A 20,442-nucleotide genomic window follows, 5' to 3' on the forward strand; every position below is an offset into this window, starting at 1 on the left:
ATCTTCAACTCATGAAGAGAGGTTATTCAATAATTGAACACCCTGCGGATCTGGGCATTGAAGCGAATGGGAATTCGCTTGCCGATGCGTTTATACAGGCTGCCCTCGGATTAATGTCGGTTATTGTTGATCCCGATTCTGTAGAATCGATAATCTCAAAAAATATTCATATAACTGCTGATGATAAAGAACAATTGCTGGTAAAATGGTTATCGGAAATTCTTTATCTGTATGACGGGAAAAAATTCATTTCAAAAGAATTTCAAATTCTTTTATTTGATGATGTAGAATTGAATGGTATTGCCATTGGTGAACCATTCTCAGCATCAAAACATAAAATGAGGGTTGATGTCAAAGCAATTACTTATCATCAATTGGTTGTGGAAAAAAATGATGAAAGAGGAAAGGTGAGAGTTTTTTTAGATATATGACTCAGATAATTTGCATAATGGCGGAAATTGTATGTTTACGAAAATAGACAAGTTCAGGTATTTAATCCCGAAATCTTATAAACAGGGAATGAAGATTGATGGATTGGTTTATGCAACTGATAAAATGATTGGGCAAATCGAAAAAGACCAGACAAAAGAACAGGTCGCGAATGTTGCCACACTACCCGGATTTGTAGGCAAATCTCTTGCAATGCCCGATGCTCATCAGGGCTATGGTTTTTGCATCGGTGGGGTTGCGGCGGCAGATATTAATAATGGGGTAGTCTCTGCCGGTGGTGTTGGATTCGATATCAATTGCGGTGTGCGTTTACTTGCCACACAATTTGGATTGAGCGATGTAAAGCCAAAACTTGAACAACTGCTGAATCGGCTGTTCCGTGATATTCCATGCGGTACGGGAAAAAAGGGTTTACTAAATGTATCAAGATCAGAACTGGATGACGTGTTGCGCGATGGCGCAGAGTGGGCGGTGAAAAATAATTATGGGAATGATAGAGATCTTGCTCATATCGAAGAGTATGGTAAAATTCCCAACGCCGATCCCGCTCTTGTAAGTATCAGAGCAAAAGAGAGAGGGCATAATCAATTGGGAACATTAGGATCGGGTAATCACTTTCTTGAGATTCAAGTTGTTTCGGAAATATTCGATTCTGAAGTTGCGAAAAATTTCGGTTTATCTCAAGGTCAAATTGTTGTATTGATTCACAGCGGATCACGCGGATTAGGTCATCAGGTGTGTACAGATTATCTTGATATGATGCAAAGTGGGATGAAGAAATACGGGATCTCGGTTGTCGATAGACAGCTTGCATGCGTTCCTATAAATTCAAAGGAGGGACAAAATTATCTAAGTGCCATGGCGGCATCGGCAAATTTCGCTTTTGCAAACAGACAAATGATAACACATTGGACCAGGGAGGTGTTCCATCAAATACTCGGTTCAGGCGATCTGAAAATTGTGTACGATGTATGCCACAATATTGCGAAGTATGAAGATCATGATGTTGATGGTAAGAGGAAGAAAGTTTTGGTGCACCGGAAAGGAGCTACACGGGCATTTCCAAAAAATCATATTGCACTGCCACAGGAATTGCGCGGCTTCGGTCAACCGGTTCTTATTCCCGGTAGCATGGGAACATGTTCGTATGTGCTGGTGGGTACCGAACTTGCGATGAAAGAGACTTTCGGCTCATCTTGTCACGGTGCTGGCCGATCGAAAAGTCGGACGCAAGCAAAAAAAGAAACATCTGTTGAAGAATTATTCCGTGAGATGAAATCGAAAGATATCATTGTGCAAGGAGAAACTAAATCCGGATTAACAGAAGAGAAACCGGATGCATATAAAGATGTGAGTGAAGTTGTAGATGTAGTTCACGGAGCCGGGATTGCATTAAAAGTCGCAAAACTCTTTCCTTTAGCGGTAATGAAAGGATGAATAAATTATTACTCTAAAATGGTAAAATCGGAGACTTTTTTTAAAAAATTCTAAATTTTTTAAAATTATTAATAAAATATAACCGTTGTGGACAAGAAATATAAAATCATTAAAAATGATGAAAATACGAAGGTTTTCAGTCTGGATAAATTGTGGATAAGTCTGCTATCAACGTATTATCAAGGATTAATAGCTTCATCTAAACTCTTTCTTTAAAAAAAAGCTTGCATCTTATTAAAAAAATGATTATCCTCATTTTGTAAATTTCCCGAAGGGCAACCCCAAGCCCATATCTCAATAATTCAAATAATTAAGGAATGCACAATGGATTCTTCCGATAAATACGTTGAGATTTTAGAAGGTATATCAGGTGGCTTTTTTGCTTTAGACCAGAACTACCGCTTTACCTACTGGAATCGTGCAGCAGAAGACGGAACAGGAATGAAACGCGACGATGTTTTAGGTAAAAACGTCTTCGAGGTTTTTCCGAATGCCAAGGATGCCGAGCTTGGGGAAAAATATCGGATCGCCATGGAATCTAAAACGTTTCAAAGTTTTGAAACATGTTATCGGGATGAGCGATTTGAATCATGGTACGATATTAGGATATATCCCACCGACAACGGTATATCTGTTTTTTTTCAAGACATAACTAATCAAAAAAGGGAACAGCGTCAGAAAGAAATGTTGATGGAGGTATCGCATGTTATCAACGTCGCGCCTCATCTTGACGATCTCTGCCTGAATGCAGGTGAGCGCATCGCCCAGTTTATGGAAATACCCTCCAAATTTGTTTGCATATACCGATACGATCAGCGCTCAGGACTTCTTCACTTGATGGCGCCGTCGCTTGTCGATGTTCGAGTTAATCCTGAAGTTGAACATCAGATTGTCGATGAAAAAACCAATACTATTGCGGTTCAAACCGCGTTGACACGTAAAGCAATAGTTACGGATGAGCTTGCTCGCAGCACAATAGCCGCCTATTTCCTTGGTGAAGCCGAAGAATCTAAACTCAAAACTCTCATCTCGATTCCACTTATGGTTCAAAATGAATTGCAGGGAATTTTGGAAGTGCTCTCTCCGAAGGTGGATAAGTATGTTCGCGATGAAATGAAATTATTATCGATCATTTCAAACGAATTAGCGATTGGAATGAGCCGCAAGCGATTGATGGACGAGATAACTATTAAGAATATCGAGCTGGAGAACGAAAAGAAACGCACAGATGACGCGAATGAAACATTAAAGCGATTTCTGGCAACATTCAGCCACGAATTACGCGCTCCTTTGAATGCGATAGTTGGATTTTCTGAAATCTTAACAACCGAACTGCAAAACCTTCCGCACGAAAAAGTCAGCAATTTCATGAAGAATATTCATGAAAGCGGAAAACACTTGCAGGGACTCATAAACGATATTCTCGATCTCTCCAAAATCGAAGCAGGAAAGATGGAGCTTCACATCGAAGCATATCCGGTTTCTTATTTCACCGAAAGTATTGAACGTGTACTTCAACAGCAAATTACGCAGAAGAAATTGAATCTGAAGTTTGAGATCGGACACGATATTGATCAACTCGTCGTAGATCAGACCCGCTTCAAACAGATATTAATGAACCTTGTATCGAACGCTGTTAAATTCAGCCACATGAACGGGACAATAACCGTGGCGGTAAAACGATTCGTGAACGAAATTGAAATTGCCGTTAAAGATGAAGGAGTTGGAATAAAACCCGAAGATCAGGTGCGTTTGTTTCATGCTTTCACTCAGGGGAAGAATTCAAAAGGAATGAAAGAAGGAACCGGGCTCGGATTGGTTATCACCAAACGACTTGTAGAACTCCACGGCGGTCATATTACAGTTGAAAGCGATTGGGGTAGGGGGACAACTTTCCGTTTTCGCATCCCAATGGTTCTGGCTGGTGAAGTTGTTGAATCTGCCGATCAACTTCTGCGGATCGTGAGTGAGCAGCCGGTTGCAATGTCTGACGGCGAAAAACCTCTTGTCCTGATCATTGAAGATAACGCTCAGGCCAGTCAGCTTATCCAGATGTATTTGCAGGAAGCTGGATATCGCACCGAAATAGCCAAAGACGGTAACGAAGGATTGGAAAAAGCTAAACGACTTAAACCGCAAATCATTACACTCGATATGATAATGCCGGTAAAAGACGGTTGGCAAGTATTGAAGGAATTGAAGCGCCATCCGATATGCAAAGATATTCCGATAATAATAATTTCAATTACAGATGAAAAGAAGCTCGGCTTCAGCATGGGCGCAGTTGATTATTTTGTGAAGCCCGTGAATAAAGATGAACTGCTTAGCGCGTTGAACAAAATTCCGATGCGGACTATCGAGCAAAAACAGCATCCCAAAGTATTAATTATAGATGATGACAAGAATGCATCCGAATTGATCCAGGTAATGCTGGAAGCGGAGGGGTACGAGGTCATAAGTACGATGAACGGGAAAGATGGCGTTCAACTCGCATTATCTGAAAATCCAGATCTGATAATTCTTGATCTCATCATGCCCGATATATCAGGATTCAATGTGGCTTATCAGTTGAAACAACAGGCAAAAACTCGGAATACCCCGATAATCATTCTCACGTCTATGGAAGTTGACGATGATACGCGGGAACAGATGCAGGGATTCATCTCTAGTATCATGAGCAAATCGCGATTTACTAAAAAAGACCTGCTGCGTGAAATCAATACGATTGAGAAACTGAAATAACTCTTTTCTGATAAACCTTGCGAAGGTTTTGAACCTTCGCAAGGTTACTTATTTCCCTCACCAAAATCTATCCTCCAAAGAGTCAGCGGAGGAGGATCATTTTTTTAACCTCGGAATATTGTACTGTCCATAATCTGCAAAAATAAATCCCCGATGCAAGATTTCCTCCATTAAATTGAACATGATATCTTCTCGGTTTTTGATTTTGATTCACAAGGGTTTCAACTTTTCTTCCCAGCAAATCGAACACTTCCAATCTTACCAAACCCTCTTTTGATATTTCATAGTCGATATTTGTTAATCTGCTGAATGGATTTGGATAGTTCTGTCTCAGCATCGCTTCTTTAGGCCTTGTTTCACCGGGGAAAATTTCCCGACGGAAGAATATCTCTCCGTTTCCGTTGTCATCTCCGGACCATGCCAGGCTTAATACGTTTTCTGTTAAACTTAATATAGGTTCACCCGATCGTTTACCATCAGAAGGGTAGAATGGCGGGCAGAATGGTTCCCCTTTTTCTGTGCTGTGCTGTAAAATTAAGGTACCTGAATCTCCAAGATAGTTATCCCAAACGGTTACAAGTAATCCTTCTGAATAACCTATGTCGGGGAAAACGGCATTCGTGCTGGCAGGTATTTTTATTGGAGCCAGCCATCTCAGGTTATCTTCTTCATCATATCCGTTACTTTGTCTTAAAAAAATTGAACCGGAATCATTCCATACGATTAATCGTTCTCCTAATTCATCGATAGCGATTTTTGGGTAGAGCGAAGATATAGCATCTTCGGGTGAAACTAATTCCGGACCATACCATTGAGTTCCGCCATCAGGACTAAAAAAATAACCGACGTCGTTACGGCGGGTTGTTGGGATAATACCAACGGCATGAAATTCCGTCGAACTCAACCAAAAATCGTTCATTGGAGGCATGTTCGTAGTCATGATGCGCCAAGTATTTCCGTAATCTCCGCTTCGCAACAATCCGCATGTACCGGGTCTCTGTTCTGCATAATGAATTAGTACGATTGAATCGCGAGCGGCTATTAATCGAGGTTGAGCGTTTGATCGTAGAATTCGCGGTTCGCTCCATGTAAATCCTCCGTCTGAACTGTTGATAAATCCGGTTCCAACTATTCCGTTAATATAACCGGTGAATGTTATGTACAAATTGAAATCCGAATTAGCGAATTGTCCCGGACTGAATGCAACATCGGGAGAAACTACAGTTGTAGGTGCGGAGAATATTTCACCGTTGTTAAAACTATGGACATATTGAATTCCGGTTCCGGATAAACCACCGATGGTGTCGATGCCGAACCAGATGATGTGGATGCTGTTTCCATCGGTTACAATTTTTGGAGTGATTGAAAGTACAGAGTCGTGCGAAACTTGCATAATCGGTTGCCAGTTGAGATTACAAGAAAATATTTGGCATCTACCCGTTGTTGAATAGAGAAATGTCGATGTGACAACGATCAGTAATATTCGTAATAGAAAATAAGGGATAGATCCCGATTCATAAACCCTTCTGTTCATGATTGAGTAAGATGGGGGAAGATTAATATTATTTTCTATTATATCCAAAAAAAGTCCTCTGCATGATAATACGAAGAAAGAAAGATGAATTCAACTTGGCGGAACGAAAATTATCTTATTGTTTGGAAATTTCTTACATTAACAACATAAATGCCCGAATAATTCCATATTTCAATTGATTTTCGAAGGAAAGCACTATGAAGCTTTATCGTATTTTATTTTTCTCCGTTTTTTTCACTCTCTTTTCGATTATCGGTTTCAGTCAATCGATCATCATAAATGAGATTTATAATTCAAGTAGCACAGACGAATGGATCGAACTGTTGGTAGTGCAAGACGGACTCGATGTGCGGGGATGGGATATCCGCGATTTTTCGAGTAGCGGAACTGCCCAAACTCCGTTAGTATTTTCTACTCATTCAACATGGAGCAGTTTAAAAGCCGGTACTATTATAGTCGTTGCTCGATCGGAAAATACATTCAATGAAGATACAGATCCGGGTGATTATACTCTTACCATTAAGTCTAATAACGCCACATATTTCAGCGGTAATGTTTTTTCAGTAGCGGGGAGTAGCGAGGCAATTGAGATTCGGAATGCATCTCAGGTCCATATCTTCGGTGTATCGTGGGGAGCGAATAATGCGTCGAGTTTACCTGATCCCAAGGTTCATTTTACTGCCTCTGCGACATCAAGTACTGCAACCGCATTTACAGGTGATGCCGTTGGTCAATTAACGAACACAGCTAATTGGGCGCAGAATACAGTCAGCATTACGCGAGGTGCGGGAAATACTGCTGCCAATATCGCCTGGCTCAATCTATTGCGTGCCCGCGCCGATGGATCAGGGAGTGTATCATTTAGTCCTACCGTTGTCAACGGTAATGTCGATACAACGCTTACCATGGTTTACACCCGCAATATTGGTTTTAATGTAAACAATCTGCGGTTGATCATTCCTGCATCATTTGGTTGGTCGAAGGATACAGCCGATGTATTCTTTACCGATATGACAGCAGTGAAGAGTATTTCAGGAGATACAATATATTTCACCAACATAATTTTCTCATCGGATTCATCTATCATTATGATACCGCATATTATAACTCCGATGTACACAGGATATTACAAAATAAAACTTCAATCCGGTGTTGACGGATCATACGGTGACGTCTCACCAATCTCCGTCATGACCGTTTATGGAGCTCCTGTTCCAATTGCCGAAACAAAAGTAAACGACGCTAATGGCGTAGCAACTCGCATCGGGGATCTTGTTACAGTCCGGGGTATTATTACTGCTTCCAATCAGTTCCCAAGCCCAAGTTATATCCAAGATAATTCCGGCGGTATGTCAATTTATAACGTTCCCTTTTCATCAACCGTCAATATTGGCGACGAAATATTAGTGAGTGGTAAGGTAACTCAATTTAGTGGACTGAACCAGATTGAATTGCCAATTCTTCATTCGATCATCAGTACCGGAAATATAATTGATCCAATTGTCGTAACTCCCTCTGCAGTAAACAACGATGGGATTGGGGGTATAGAGAATTACGAGGGTCAACTTGTCCGTTTAAATGGTGTCACAGTTACTGAATTAAATGGTACCGTTGTAGCCAATTGGAGTGGTGGAACGAGTGGAAAGAATTATCGTTTGACAGGTGCTTCTCTAAGTGATACATTGCAAATAAGAATAGACGAGAGCACGAATATTCCCGGTGTTGTGGCACCGGCAGGAGCTTTTGATGTCATCGGAGTGATCAGCCAGTATAAGACGACGAGTCCGTTCATCGGTGGTTATCAAATTATGCCACGCTCAACCCAAGATATTATTTCTGAGGGTCCGTTATTCGCGGAATTTCCGCAGGAAATTGAATTAACCCCGTCTTCGCTCGCGATCACGTGGAAAACAATCTCACCGGGGACATCCCGCATTCGTTATGGGATGACGACATCGTACGAGCTTGGTGTAGTGGGAGTACATGCAGATTCAATGCAGACTGACCACTATGTACCGCTTAATGGTTTATCGGTTGCAACCATCTATAACATACAAGCATTTTCCACAAGCGGGACCGATACAAGTTTTGCTGGTAATCTTATTGTAAGCACAACCTCCGATGCACCAACAACCGGAGTGATCAATGTTTATTTCAGCAAGAGCATCAACACGTCTGTCTCTTCAGGCGAAACAGCATTCGGGAACTACGATTTGACATCAAAACTCGTTCAACGTATTAATGATGCGAAGCGTTCAATCGATGCGTCCATTTATAGTCTTAGTGGTACGGTTGGTGCGACAGTAGCGAACGCGCTGGTTAGCGCGAAAAATCGTGGTGTGAACATCCGTGTGATTGGCGAGTACGATAATCGAACCACTGCCCCCTGGACAACATTATCGAACAATGGTGTTCCGGTGATCTTTGATCTGTATGGCGTAAATGACGGTACAGGGTTACAGCACAATAAATTCTTAGTGATCGATTACAAAGGCGGCGCACCTGAAAGTGTTTGGGTGTGGACAGGTTCATGGAATTTGACCGATCCCGGTACCAACGATGACAGACAAAATGTTATCGAATTTCAAGATGTCGCGCTCGCAGGTGCTTACACTGTTGAGTTCGAAGAGATGTGGGGAAGCAGTACACAAACACCCAATTCATCCGTTTCACGATTCAGTGCTCGCAAGACTAACAACACCCCGCATAAATTTATCATAGGTGGAAAAAATGTCGAATGTTATTTTAGTCCAAGCGATCGAACAACATCCCAGATCGGGAAAACATTAGGCAAAGCAGAACATTCAATCAATGCTGCGCTTCTCACTTTTACCCGGCAAGACCTTGCCGATAGTGTTGTGAATAAAAAGAACTCAGGAAAGACAACACGTGTGTTGATGGATAACAATGTAGACACAGGCAATCAGTACGCATATCTCCAATCGAATGGAGTAGATGTATTATTGAACGTCGGCACCGGTTTCCTGCATCATAAATACGCGCTGGTTGATGCGGAACATATGAACGGAATGTCGTATACGATCACCGGTTCGCACAACTGGTCGAACTCCGCGGAAACCAAGAACGATGAGAACACTGTCATTGTTAAAGATGACCGGATCACAAATCTTTATCTCCAAGAGTTTGCCGCTCGTTATTACGAAGCAGGCGGAACGAACAACATCGTTCTGGGTGTAACTGAAACCGACGGTGGAATTCCGTCGTCGTTCTCATTGTCGCAGAATTATCCTAATCCGTTCAACCCGACAACAGATTTCGGATTTCAGATTGCCGATTTCTCCGCCGAAGGCGGATCCGCCTCTGGCGGAGCATTTGTTTCTTTGAAAGTGTTCAATCTTCTCGGACAGGAAGTTGCGACAATAGTGAACGAAGAGATGAAGCCCGGAAGTTACAAAGTCACTTGGGATGCGAGTAAGATGTCAAGTGGTGTTTATTTCTACCGCTTACAATCCGGAAAATTCACTGATGTGAAGAAGATGGTGCTGATGCGATAAAACTGAAAGGCGAAGAGCGAACGACGGAGATCGAACATCAGATCTTCGATATGCGATTTGAGATGTGAGATGTGAGATTTGAGATGTGAGATATTCGCTTGATAATTATATGCCTCCAAGATTCAGAGATGGATTTTGGAGGTTTTCTATTTCATCGCGCGAATTTGCAATCCTTCAGAAATTGAGTTAAATTCTTTCCGATGGCTTAAATCTTTATATTTATAAAACGGAGTAATTCACGATGAACCTGAATCGTTTAGTATTGACTTCAGTAATTCTATTAATCTTTGGAATGCAAATAGTGCACACTCAAAATTTTTCACCCGCTTTTCCAAAAACATCTGTCACCAAAATGGAAGGGGAACTTGTAAAAAAATATGGTGAAAATCAGAGAGACCGGATTGTAAGGGGACTCAAGCAGGTTGCCGATTTCTGGCGTTCCGAAGATGGTGATGCGTTGGCTTACGAAGAATTTGTTGGATCAAATTTCTCAGGTGATCAATCGAAACTCGATGTGATGTTCAATAGGTATCAATACCTTCTTGAAAAACTTAATGGACACATGCAGGAGATCGGCCGCGAATTTCGCACGCAAGTCGATCTCGATTTCGGACCTGTTGAAAATTACGACGAAATATTTGCCGGTTACGACGTTTCGGCACATACCGCGGATGACTTCTTCCAGAATAAATTAGCATTTATAGTTCTCTTAAATTTTCCATTGACAACTTTGGAGCAACGATTAGCCGAAGGAGAAAAATGGACGCGCAGGCAATGGGCAGAAGCGCGATTGGCACAAATGTTCTCAAAACGCATTCCGGCGGAAGTCAATCTCGAAGTTGCTAAAATCTCGTCCGATGCAGATAGATACATTTCTGATTATAATATCTGGATGCACCACCTGCTCGACTCGAAAGGAGAGAGATTGTTTCCTCCAAAACTAAGATTGCTTTCACATTGGAATCTGCGAGATGAATTGAAAGCGAATTATGCTGACGAAAAAAACGGTTTAGTTAAACAAAAAATGATTCAGCAAGTTATGGAGAGAATAGTAACTCAAACCATTCCTGCTGTTGCCGTGAACAATCCAAACGTTGATTGGAATCCATTCACTAACGATGTAAAATTGACTGGCGTGAAAGATTTCGATCAACCGGTCCAATCGGATCTGAAAATTTCCAATTCTCCTGAACCGGACACGAGATACGCGACTCTCTTATCAACATTCAAAGCCTCACAAAAAATTGATGTATACTCTCCAACAGCACCAACATTGATCACCCGACGATTTGACGAGAATCGTGAGATACCTGAATTGAGAGTGAAAGCGATGTTCGAACAAGTACTTACTTCACCATTGGTGGAGAAGGTTGCAAAAATTATCCAAAAGCGTTTGGGACGTCCACTGGAACCGTTCGATATTTGGTATAATGGTTTCCGCCAGCGCAGCACTTATAGTGAAGCTCAACTAGATGAGATAGTATCGAAAAAATATCCGACTCCTGAAGCTTACAAGAATGATATACCTAACATGCTCTTAAAACTTGGATTTTCGCAGGAACGTGCAAAATATTTAGCAGATAGGATTGAAGTTGATCCTGCGCGCGGTTCAGGTCATGCAATGGGTGCCGGAATGAAGGGAGAAAAAGCGCACCTCCGCACACGTGTTGCCGCCGGAGGAATGAATTATAAAGGATTCAACATTGCTGTTCACGAAATGGGTCATAATGTTGAGCAGATATTTTCTTTGGATAATATTGATAATTGGTGTTTACAGGGTGTTCCTAACACAGCGTTCACCGAAGCGATTGCTTACACTTTTCAGGATAACGATTTAAAATTACTCGACTTGGCAGCCCCGACTTCTGAAAATGTTTCTTTCAAAGTTTTGAATGATTTTTGGCAGACCTACGAAATCGCCGGTGTCTCACTGGTAGATATGACGGTGTGGCATTGGATGTACGATCATCCAAATTCATCACCATCCGAGTTGAAAGAAGCGGTTATCAAAATATCAAAACAGATTTGGAATCAGTATTATGCGCCTGTGTTTAAGAAAAAAGATGTTCTTTTACTCGGGATATATTCGCACATGATCGATTCGTATATGTACCTTCCCGATTACACCATCGGACATCTGATCGCGTTCCAGATCGAAGAACAAGTAAAAAAAGTTGGAAACATCGGTTCGGAAGTTGAGAGGATGGCATTGATCGGCAGGATAGCACCTGACTTATGGATGAAAAAAGCAACCGGTTTATTCGTTGGGCCTGAATCTCTGATTATTGCCACTGAAAAAGCTCTGAAGGAAATTAAATAATGAACATGTCAACCGACGGTATTTGAAAAATGGAACAATACTATGAAACCAAAAATTAAAATATTGTATGTTGATGATGAGGTCGATGCTCTGCACGCTCTTAAGCTTGGGTTGGAAGATCGTGGATTTGAAGTGCTGATATCAGAAACAGGTGCAGATGCACTCGAGATATTAAGGTCCGAAAAACCCGATGTGATTATCGCCGATTTAAGAATGACGCCGATGAACGGATTTGAATTATATCAGGAAATCAAGAAAAAGAAAAATCTAAAGTCGGTGGTCTTCTTCTTTCTAACTGCGGTCGATGATTTTCTTGCCCAGAAATACGGTCAAACGCTTGGCGTTGATGCTTACATTACGAAACCGATTGAATTGGATTACCTTGATTCGGTAATAAAACAAAAAGTCGGTAAATAATAATCCTCACCTACCATTAGGAAAATAATTTGACATCTCAACGATTTCATTTTGTCGATATCCTCAGAGGGTGGGCGGTCTTTGTAATGATCGAAACGCACGTGGTGAACGCACTCATTGTCCCAAATTTGAGGGATGAACCTACATTCAAGATATTGACTTTCATCAACGGACTTGTAGCTCCTTCGTTTCTATTTTGCGCGGGTTTCGGTTTGGCTATTTCTTTATCAAGGAAGTGGGATCAATACGTCAAACTTGAGAAACCTTTTTGGAAATATATTCAGCGACTCTTTTTCATATTGATTGTTGGCTATTCCCTTCATCTGCCATTCTTTTCTCTTAAAAAACTACTTGTCTTGAGCAATGTCCAAGCGTGGAGTTCATTCTTTCAAATCGACATTCTTCAGACGATAGCTATTACTCTTTTTCTACTTACGTTAATTGCCGTGATTATTAGAAAAGAGAAAATATTTATTCCTGCCATCATCATTTTCGGATTATTAATAGTTTTTTCAGCTCCAATAATCAGAGCGTTCGATTATTCTGATTGGAATGTATGGCTGCGGCCGCTTTTCACTATTGAATATAAATCTCAATTTCCGCTATTTCCTTGGTCTGCGTTCTTAATCAGCGGAACGATACTCGGATTATTATTCATCAAATCAAGAACAGCCGGTGTAGAAGAATCTTTTATGAAACGTGCGGGGATTACATCGGTGTTGATGGTTGTGATTGCACTTGTGGCTGAATATATTCCGTTTACAACTTATCCGAATCATAATTTTTGGAAAGCAAGCCCTGAATTCTTCTTCGTTCGGTTAGGACTTGTTGTGCTCAGTTTGTTTGGTTTATGGAAATATGAACAACGGAAAAATTCTGCCGGCAATTCTGTATTCTCGTTATTCGGACAGGAATCGCTTCTTGTCTATGTTGTTCATCTGTTAATAATCTATGGCTACACCTACCCTTGGAGTTTTATAAGATATTTCGGCCAAACTCTGAATTATACCGAATGTATCGGTCTGTTTTTGCTTTTAACATTGGTAATGTATCTGCTGGCTTATCTGTGGCATTGGATGAAGAATTGGAATCCGAAAATCGCGAAAAGTGTTCAGTATGTTTGGTTAACCGCGATCATGGTTGTTTTCATCCTTAAGTAATCTTAAGTTGGCATCGATCAGATTTTTATTTCCCCGGTTTCAATAATTTATCGAGTTGCCAGGTCCTGATTTCGGCGAGAGCTTTATAATCTGTAAGGTCGAAATGAATAGGTGTGATGGAAACATATTTCTGAAATATTGAAATGAGATCGGTTTCTTCAGAAGAATCTACAACATCCAGTTTGCCCGTCAGCCAGAAGTATTCTTTGTTATTCGGGTCGCGGCGCACATCGAATGTGTCGTCCCACCTCGATTTCCCCTGGCGTGTGATTCTGATACCCTGAATTTCTTTTTCCTTCAACGGAGGAACATTCACATTCAAAAGTGTATCTTTTGGAATCGGTTTTTTTAAAATATAAGCTGCCAGTTGGCGGCTAAGTTTGGCGGCATAACGGAAATCAGCTTTCTCGTACGTCGTGAGAGAAACTGCGATGGAGGGAATGCCCAGAATAGTACCTTCAGTCGCTGCAGAAACCGTTCCGGAATAAATGATATTTATCGCTGTGTTCGATCCGTGATTAATTCCGGAGATCAATAAATCCGGATTTTTTTTGAACACTTTCCGGACCGCAAGTTTTACGCAGTCAGCCGGGGTTCCATCAACCGCATACCCGAAGAATTTTTTGTTCTTGTAGAATTTTTTTAAGCGTAAAGGATAATTCATGGTGATCGCATGTCCTACAGCGCTTCGTTGTTCATCAGGTGCAACCACAATAACATCGCCGATCTTACTCAATTCCTGGGCGAGAGCATATATTCCGGGTGCATCTATGCCATCATCGTTTGAGACTAGAATTGTGGGTCGCTTCTTTCTTTTTGGATTTTTCACTCTATTCCTAATAACTCTCTTTGTTCGTTGGAAATTTATTTGACTTTACGTCATTTATGTAAAGACGGAACGCGTCGCGTATTGTATTTGCCAATTCCGAATAACGTCGCACAAATCGCGGTTTAAATTCTTCGGTTAATCCCAGCATATCATAAACCACAAGTACCTGACCGTCACAATGCGGACCGGCGCCGATTCCGATTGTCGGGATAGGAATCGATTTTGTTACTTTCTTCGCCAGTTCAGCAGGAATTTTTTCAAGCACCAGAGCGAATACACCTGCTTCAGCAAGGACTTTCGCATCTTGTAATAACTCTTCTGCCTCCTGTTTCGTTGTGGCTCGCACTTCGTATGTACCAAATTTATTGATTGCCTGCGGAGTCAAACCTAAATGCCCCATCACGGGAATTCCGATTTTTACAAGATGCTTAACGATGTCTGCGATATATGCTCCACCTTCCAATTTCACCGCACCAACACCGACCTCTTTCATGATTCTACCCGCATTTCTCACCGCATCATCTGTGCTCGCCTGAAACGACATGAACGGCATATCAACTACGATCAGAGCATTTTTAACTGCACGTTTTACTGCCTTAGCATGATAGATCATATCATCAACCGTTACGGGCAATGTGGTTTCGTAACCGTGAACTACGTTACCGAGTGAATCGCCTACGAGTATGATATCTGTACCGACCTGATCAAGGTATTTGGCAACTAAATAATCGTACGCGGTCAGCATTGCTATTTTTTCACCCGTCTCTTTCATCTTTACAACGGTCTTTGTCGTTACGACGCGAGGTTTTTGACCGTTCGGTTTAATCTTTTTCATATAATGCTACCTTTCCATCGTTTAGTTTGGGAATCGATTCGCTTCCGAAATTTTCCCACGTGATATCAAATTCTTCCTGAAATCCTTCTTTAATATACTCAACCGATTCCTCGAATGAAACTTTCCGGTTTAATATTGTTTCTGCCTCAATTGTTTTTGCCGTGAATGATTCTTCGGCGTCATTTATTTTACCTGCGGCATGATCGATTAAATAAGAGCTAAGTTGACGGTGCTCGATACCGAGTAAAAATGAGCCGTGCTGTAAAATAATTTTTCCGAAACGTCTTTGCGCGCTTCCGATAATTTTTTTCCCTTGATATTGAATTTCATACTTGGCTGAAGATGAAAAACATGGAATCGAATTTACAGTTTGATAATGGATCCGAAAGTTTTCGCTCTCCGGCGAAAGTTGAGCATCAATTTTCATCATTCTCAAACCGCGCATCAGGGCGTTATTGATAGAATGATAAATATCCCGTGGTCGTTGATCTCCCAAACACATTATTACGCTGTATGTTAATTCGTGTGCGTGAAAGATTGCACGTCCGCCGGTCGGTCGGCGAACGATCTCTAAGCCGTCAGCGAGAATTTTGGAAATATTAAAATCAGATTCGGATTGATTAAATCCAAGCGATATTGTGTATGGCTTCCAGCCGTATACACGGAAGATAGGGATATCGGAATTGAAATCGAAACTGCGGGCTAATTGCTCATCAAGTTGCATATTGAATTTGCCGGTGTTAAAACCGGTATTGAGAAAACGCCAAATCATCTTCGGCCGATGATTCCCCGTTTGCTTTTCTCCACGAACTCAACTATATGCCTCACTTCATCATTTACAAGCAATTCACCGCGAATAATTTCCAATGCTTGTGAGACGTTCATTTGTGAATTGTAGATAAGATTGTATGCTCGATCAATCACCTGAATGGTTTCGGAATTGAATCCCCGCCGTTTCAGACCAACAACATTCAATCCTTTGAAGGATAATGGTTCTGAGCCGGCGAGAGTATAGGGCGGAACATCTTTTGTGACTCTTGAACAAGCACCTATCATCGAATGGCACCCGATATGAGAGAATTGATGTATGCCGACCAAGCCACCGATCACAGAGTGGTCTTCAATTGAAACATGCCCGCCCATATTAGAAGCATTCGCGATGATTACATGATTACCGACTGAACAATCGTGAGCAACATGCACATAAGCCATGAGAAAGCAATGACTCCCGACAGTCGTTTTCATCCGATGATGTGTGCCGCGGTTCATTGTTACATATTCACGGATCACATTATGATCTCCGATTTCGAGTGTGGTTGTTTCGCCGCGGAATTTAATATCTTGTGGTGGAGTTCCAAGAACTGCACCATGATGTATTTTACATTCCTTGCCAATTCGTGCGCCATTCGCGATAAGAGCGTTCGCACCAATCTCTGTTCCTGCATCAATTATTACGTCATCTTCGATGATTGTGAATGGACCAATTTTCACCCCATCCCCGATCTGTGCTTTTGAACTGACTATAGCATGACTATCGATTACAATGCTCATAAAAATTATCTAAAGATTAAAAAATAATGTTAAATTTTCTTTTCGGAATCCGAGTTTCCGCGTTCTACAACGGCAGCGCTGAATTCTGCTTCCGTAGCCAACTCACCGTTACGATACACTTTCGCCTCAAGGACTGCAATTTTGGATCGTCGGTTTTTTATAACTACTTCTATCAATAATTGATCACCCGGTACAACCTGCTTCCGGAATTTTGCATTATTAATGGTTGTAAAAACAGCAAGCTTTCCCTGCATGTTGTCGAGACCATTGAGGAGTAAGATTCCGCCGACCTGCGCCATCGCTTCTATGATAAGCACACCCGGCATAACAGGGTATCCGGGAAAGTGCCCTTCAAAAAACCATTCGTTCATCGTTACATTTTTAACGCCGACGATTTTTTCATCGAGATGAAAATCAATAATCTTATCGACGAACAAAAAAGGATAACGATGCGGAAGAATTTTTTGCAGAGCATTGATATCGAAAACAACTCCCTCTTTCTTCTCGAATTGATATTTCTTAATAAGGGCTTGTTGCTGATACAATTTGCGGATTTTCTTCGCGAATTCGACGTTGCTTGCATGTCCGGGCCGCGCGGCAAGTATCTGTGCTTTGAACGGTGCGCCGATAAGTGCCAGATCGCCCATCAGATCGAGCAGCTTGTGCCGTGCAGGTTCGTTCTTGAAACGGAGTAATTTATTGTTCAGCATTCCGTTCGTACCGATTATCAATTTGTCGCTGATCCCTAGTCTATCCGTGATTCTTTTTACTTTTTCTTCCGTTAAATCTTCATCCGCGATCACTATCGCGTTATCCAAAGTGCCGCCGCGGATTAAACCCTGATCGTGGAGCGATTCAACTTCGTGAAGAAAACAAAATGTGCGCGCAGGCGCGAATTCTCCCATGAATTCTTTTTCTAAATTGAACAGACCGGTATGCTGACTGCCCAATGCCGGATTATGATAATCGATCATCACGGTCAACCTATATTCATCGGTTGGAAGAGCGACTATGTGTACACCTTTTGCTTCATCGATATATTGAACAGTCTGATCGATGATGAGGTAATCTTTTGGAGCATCTTGAACAACGAAATCAGCTTTTAAAAGAGCATCGGCAAACGGTTTTGCGCTGCCGTCTTCTATGGGCGGTTCGATATTATTTAACTCGATGACAATATTATCAATCTGCAATCCAACAATCGCGGCAAGTACATGCTCAACTGTATGGACTTTTGCCTCACCGACTTGGAGCGTTGTACCGCGGGCAACTTCAACAACGTAATCGACAAGCGCGGGTATTTCGGGATGTCCCGGTAAATCAATTCGTTTAAATCTTATACCGTAATTGGATGGTGCGGGTTTGAATGTTAAGCTTGTAGAAACCCCTGTGTGAAGTCCGGTCCCGTTTATTGATACCGGTTGTTTTATGGTTCGTTGCTGTTCTAACATGATTATCTATAACTTATTTTCTGATTTAAGTGAAGAAATAATATTTTCCAACTCTTCTATTTTTTTCTGGAGAGCGCGAAAATCGTAAAGGAGTTGTGGTAACTGTCGCTGAGCTCCTTCGATGCGCCATGTTTCGTGAATTTCCCGTGCCGGATAACCGAAATAAATTTTACCTTCTTCAGTTATCGATTTTGGAACTCCAGATTGTGCGCCGATGGTTGTCCGATCTGCGATAGAGATATGTCCAGTTAGCCCGACTTGACCTCCGATTTGACAAAAATTTCCAATTGAGGAACTGCCCGAGATTCCAGTCTGGGCGGCAATTACCGTATGCTCACCGATTATTACGTTGTGAGCAACGTGAATCAAGTTATCTAATTTGGTACCAGATCTGATTATCGTGCTGCCCAATGTAGCACGATCAATTGTGCAATTCGATCCAATCTCGACATCGTTTTCAATGACGACATTTCCCCGCTGTGGAATTTTTTCATAACTGCCATCAGATTTTGGTGCGAATCCAAATCCATCGCTGCCGATAACCGCGCCGCTGTGGATGATTACTCGCTGACCGATTTTGCATTGTTCCCGGATTGCAACGTTCGCATATATGAGAGTGTCGTCGCCAATTATAACATCATCACCAATCGTAGAATTGGGATGAATGATCACGCCTTTTCCGATAACCGTTCGTTCTCCGATCACAACGTTTGCACCGATAGCGACTTCTTTTTCTATCGATGCCGTCGATGCGACTATCGCGGTTGGATGTATGACTCTTGCCGGAGGTGAAGCCGGAGGATGGAATAAATCGATCAACTGAAGAAACGAGATATAAGGATCGCTTACTTTAATAATGCTAATCGGTGTTTTGCGAGATTGTAATTCGGGAAACTCGGTATTGGTTGATATTAGAATCGCGCCTGCTTTTGTGGTGGCGAGATGTTTTTTGTACTTCAAATTCGAGAGAAAAGTGATATCTCGATCACCGGCATGTTCGATTTTTGCTACACCTTGGATATCGACGTCCGGTCCGGCTAATTCTCCGCGGATAAGTTTATTTATCTCGCTTAGCAGCATTATTGCTTATCATAAGTTGTTAGTCGATCAATGACTTTAGATGTCAAATCGAATTTGTCATTAGAAAACATCAGCAATACGTCGCCGCTTTTATCGAAGATGTAGTCATATTCATCTTCCTGGGCTAACTCCTGAAGCGCTTTGAATATTTTATTCTGAATCGGTTTCATGATTTCGTTCTGCTTGGCAAACAGTTCGCCGTTTTGTCCGAACTTTTTATTTCTGTATTCGGCAATTTTTTTATCGAGGTCTTGCAATTCTTTTTCTGCCTGAACTCTCAATTGATCTGTGAGTATAAGTTTCTTCTTGTCATATTCTTGATATTTTTTTTGCCAATCGTTTTGCATTTTTGCAAGCTCACTCTGCCATTCGGCAACCAAATTATCAAGTTGCCTTTGAGCATCCTGTGCTTCGGGAAGTTTTTCCATCACTGTCTTCGAATTAAACCAGCCGATTTTGGATTGACTGAATGTTGGTGACAATGAGAAAATAAAAAGAAAAATAAGAACGATTAATGATATTCGTTTCATATATACCTCTTGGGTTGAGTTAGTTTTTACCGCGTTTTAAACGATCGATAACCAGATTTGTGTAATCGTATTTGGTTTCACCATATAACAAGAACATGATTTGCTCGTTCCGGTCGAACATAAATTGAATTTTTTCATTTTTGGCAACTGATTCAATCTCTTTCATGACTTTTTGTTTTATCGGTCGCATCAAGGAATCACTCACGATAGCCAATTCGCCGTCGTTTCCGAATTTTTCTTGTCGGTAGGCAATCCCTTTTTGTTCAAGCATCACTAATTCTTCGCGTTGTGATCTTTTTTCTTCCTCTTTTAGGAGAGGTTCTTTTTTCTGGAACTCTTCATATTTCGCCTGAAGCTCCCGGCTCATCCGTTCAAGTTCCGATTGCCATTGTTTACCCATCGCTTCAATTTTCTTGTTGGCTTCTATCGCATCGGGGAATTCCTGAAGGATTTTAGCCGAGTTCACATATCCGATCTTCGGGGCTTGTGAAAAAGCTGCCGTCGATAAAATAATGATTGCGAGAATGATGGAGAGAAAATAAATTGGTTGTTTCACTTTTACCTCTTGAATTATTGTTAATGAAATTAATA

The 20,442-nt window shown here is 41.4% G+C and carries 16 protein-coding genes; 7 read left to right on the plus strand and 9 right to left on the minus strand.

Annotated elements, in window-relative coordinates:
- Positions 1 to 11 precede the first annotated feature (11 nt).
- The 3 genes from HZB59_01385 to HZB59_01395 all read left to right on the plus strand — a co-directional run bounded on the left by HZB59_01385 (position 12) and on the right by HZB59_01395 (position 4,629).
- Complete coding sequence (locus HZB59_01385) at positions 12 to 431, plus strand: archease (GenBank protein MBI5020067.1); 420 nt, start codon at positions 12 to 14, stop codon at positions 429 to 431.
- Positions 432 to 462: 31 nt separating this feature from the next.
- Positions 463 to 1,887, plus strand: a complete 1,425-nt coding sequence (locus HZB59_01390) for an RtcB family protein (protein ID MBI5020068.1) — start codon at positions 463 to 465, stop codon at positions 1,885 to 1,887.
- A gap of 324 nt (positions 1,888 to 2,211) precedes the next feature.
- Positions 2,212 to 4,629 (plus strand): response regulator, encoded by a 2,418-nt coding sequence (locus HZB59_01395; GenBank protein MBI5020069.1) that lies wholly within the window; start codon positions 2,212 to 2,214, stop codon positions 4,627 to 4,629.
- A gap of 82 nt (positions 4,630 to 4,711) precedes the next feature.
- On the opposite strand, the gene HZB59_01400 is transcribed toward HZB59_01395, so the two are convergent.
- Entirely contained in the window at positions 4,712 to 6,163 is a 1,452-nt protein-coding gene (locus HZB59_01400; GenBank protein ID MBI5020070.1) for a T9SS type A sorting domain-containing protein, read from the minus strand.
- Between the two features lie 197 nt (positions 6,164 to 6,360).
- Between HZB59_01400 and HZB59_01405 the strand changes: the two genes are divergently transcribed.
- The 4 genes from HZB59_01405 (at position 6,361) to HZB59_01420 (ending at position 13,575) form a co-directional block, all read left to right on the plus strand.
- Positions 6,361 to 9,678 (plus strand): T9SS type A sorting domain-containing protein, encoded by a 3,318-nt coding sequence (locus HZB59_01405; GenBank protein MBI5020071.1) that lies wholly within the window; start codon positions 6,361 to 6,363, stop codon positions 9,676 to 9,678.
- A 352-nt stretch (positions 9,679 to 10,030) separates the two neighbouring features.
- Positions 10,031 to 11,998 carry a hypothetical protein gene (locus HZB59_01410; GenBank protein ID MBI5020072.1) on the plus strand — a complete coding sequence of 656 codons (1,968 nt, stop codon included), beginning with the start codon at positions 10,031 to 10,033 and terminating at the stop codon, positions 11,996 to 11,998.
- 42 nt (positions 11,999 to 12,040) lie between these two features.
- Positions 12,041 to 12,415 carry a response regulator gene (locus tag HZB59_01415; GenBank protein ID MBI5020073.1) on the plus strand — a complete coding sequence of 125 codons (375 nt, stop codon included), beginning with the start codon at positions 12,041 to 12,043 and terminating at the stop codon, positions 12,413 to 12,415.
- A 29-nt stretch (positions 12,416 to 12,444) separates the two neighbouring features.
- Positions 12,445 to 13,575: a DUF1624 domain-containing protein gene (locus HZB59_01420; protein ID MBI5020074.1), complete on the plus strand. Its 1,131-nt coding sequence runs from the start codon at positions 12,445 to 12,447 to the stop codon at positions 13,573 to 13,575.
- Between the two features lie 25 nt (positions 13,576 to 13,600).
- Here HZB59_01420 and surE read toward each other — a convergent pair whose 3' ends face one another.
- Genes surE through HZB59_01460 form a run of 8 tightly spaced genes read right to left on the minus strand, consistent with a single transcriptional unit; the run spans position 13,601 to position 20,407 of the window.
- Entirely contained in the window at positions 13,601 to 14,404 is an 804-nt protein-coding gene (gene surE / locus HZB59_01425; protein MBI5020075.1) for a 5'/3'-nucleotidase SurE, read from the minus strand.
- Between the two features lie 7 nt (positions 14,405 to 14,411).
- Positions 14,412 to 15,239: a 3-methyl-2-oxobutanoate hydroxymethyltransferase gene (panB, locus tag HZB59_01430; GenBank protein ID MBI5020076.1), complete on the minus strand. Its 828-nt coding sequence runs from the start codon at positions 15,237 to 15,239 to the stop codon at positions 14,412 to 14,414.
- The gene (locus tag HZB59_01435) at positions 15,226 to 16,011 is read right to left on the minus strand and encodes a lipoate--protein ligase family protein (protein MBI5020077.1); all 786 of its coding nucleotides are present in this window, start codon (positions 16,009 to 16,011) and stop codon (positions 15,226 to 15,228) included. Before HZB59_01435 ends, panB begins: the two co-directional genes overlap by 14 nt.
- Positions 16,008 to 16,790 carry an acyl-ACP--UDP-N-acetylglucosamine O-acyltransferase gene (lpxA, locus tag HZB59_01440; GenBank protein MBI5020078.1) on the minus strand — a complete coding sequence of 261 codons (783 nt, stop codon included), beginning with the start codon at positions 16,788 to 16,790 and terminating at the stop codon, positions 16,008 to 16,010. The genes HZB59_01435 and lpxA overlap by 4 nt, the downstream gene beginning before the upstream one ends.
- A gap of 29 nt (positions 16,791 to 16,819) precedes the next feature.
- Positions 16,820 to 18,241, minus strand: coding sequence for a bifunctional UDP-3-O-[3-hydroxymyristoyl] N-acetylglucosamine deacetylase/3-hydroxyacyl-ACP dehydratase (locus HZB59_01445; GenBank protein MBI5020079.1), 1,422 nt, complete (start codon positions 18,239 to 18,241; stop codon positions 16,820 to 16,822).
- A 6-nt stretch (positions 18,242 to 18,247) separates the two neighbouring features.
- Positions 18,248 to 19,321 (minus strand): UDP-3-O-(3-hydroxymyristoyl)glucosamine N-acyltransferase, encoded by a 1,074-nt coding sequence (gene lpxD, locus HZB59_01450; GenBank protein ID MBI5020080.1) that lies wholly within the window; start codon positions 19,319 to 19,321, stop codon positions 18,248 to 18,250.
- Positions 19,321 to 19,851 carry an OmpH family outer membrane protein gene (locus HZB59_01455; protein ID MBI5020081.1) on the minus strand — a complete coding sequence of 177 codons (531 nt, stop codon included), beginning with the start codon at positions 19,849 to 19,851 and terminating at the stop codon, positions 19,321 to 19,323. The genes lpxD and HZB59_01455 overlap by 1 nt, the downstream gene beginning before the upstream one ends.
- Before the next feature lie 19 nt (positions 19,852 to 19,870).
- The gene (locus tag HZB59_01460) at positions 19,871 to 20,407 is read right to left on the minus strand and encodes an OmpH family outer membrane protein (protein MBI5020082.1); all 537 of its coding nucleotides are present in this window, start codon (positions 20,405 to 20,407) and stop codon (positions 19,871 to 19,873) included.
- Positions 20,408 to 20,442: the final 35 nt, after the last annotated feature.

It is taken from the genome of Ignavibacteriales bacterium, from assembly GCA_016214905.1.
In the GTDB taxonomy this organism is placed as follows: domain Bacteria; phylum Bacteroidota; class Ignavibacteria; order UBA10030; family SZUA-254; genus PNNN01.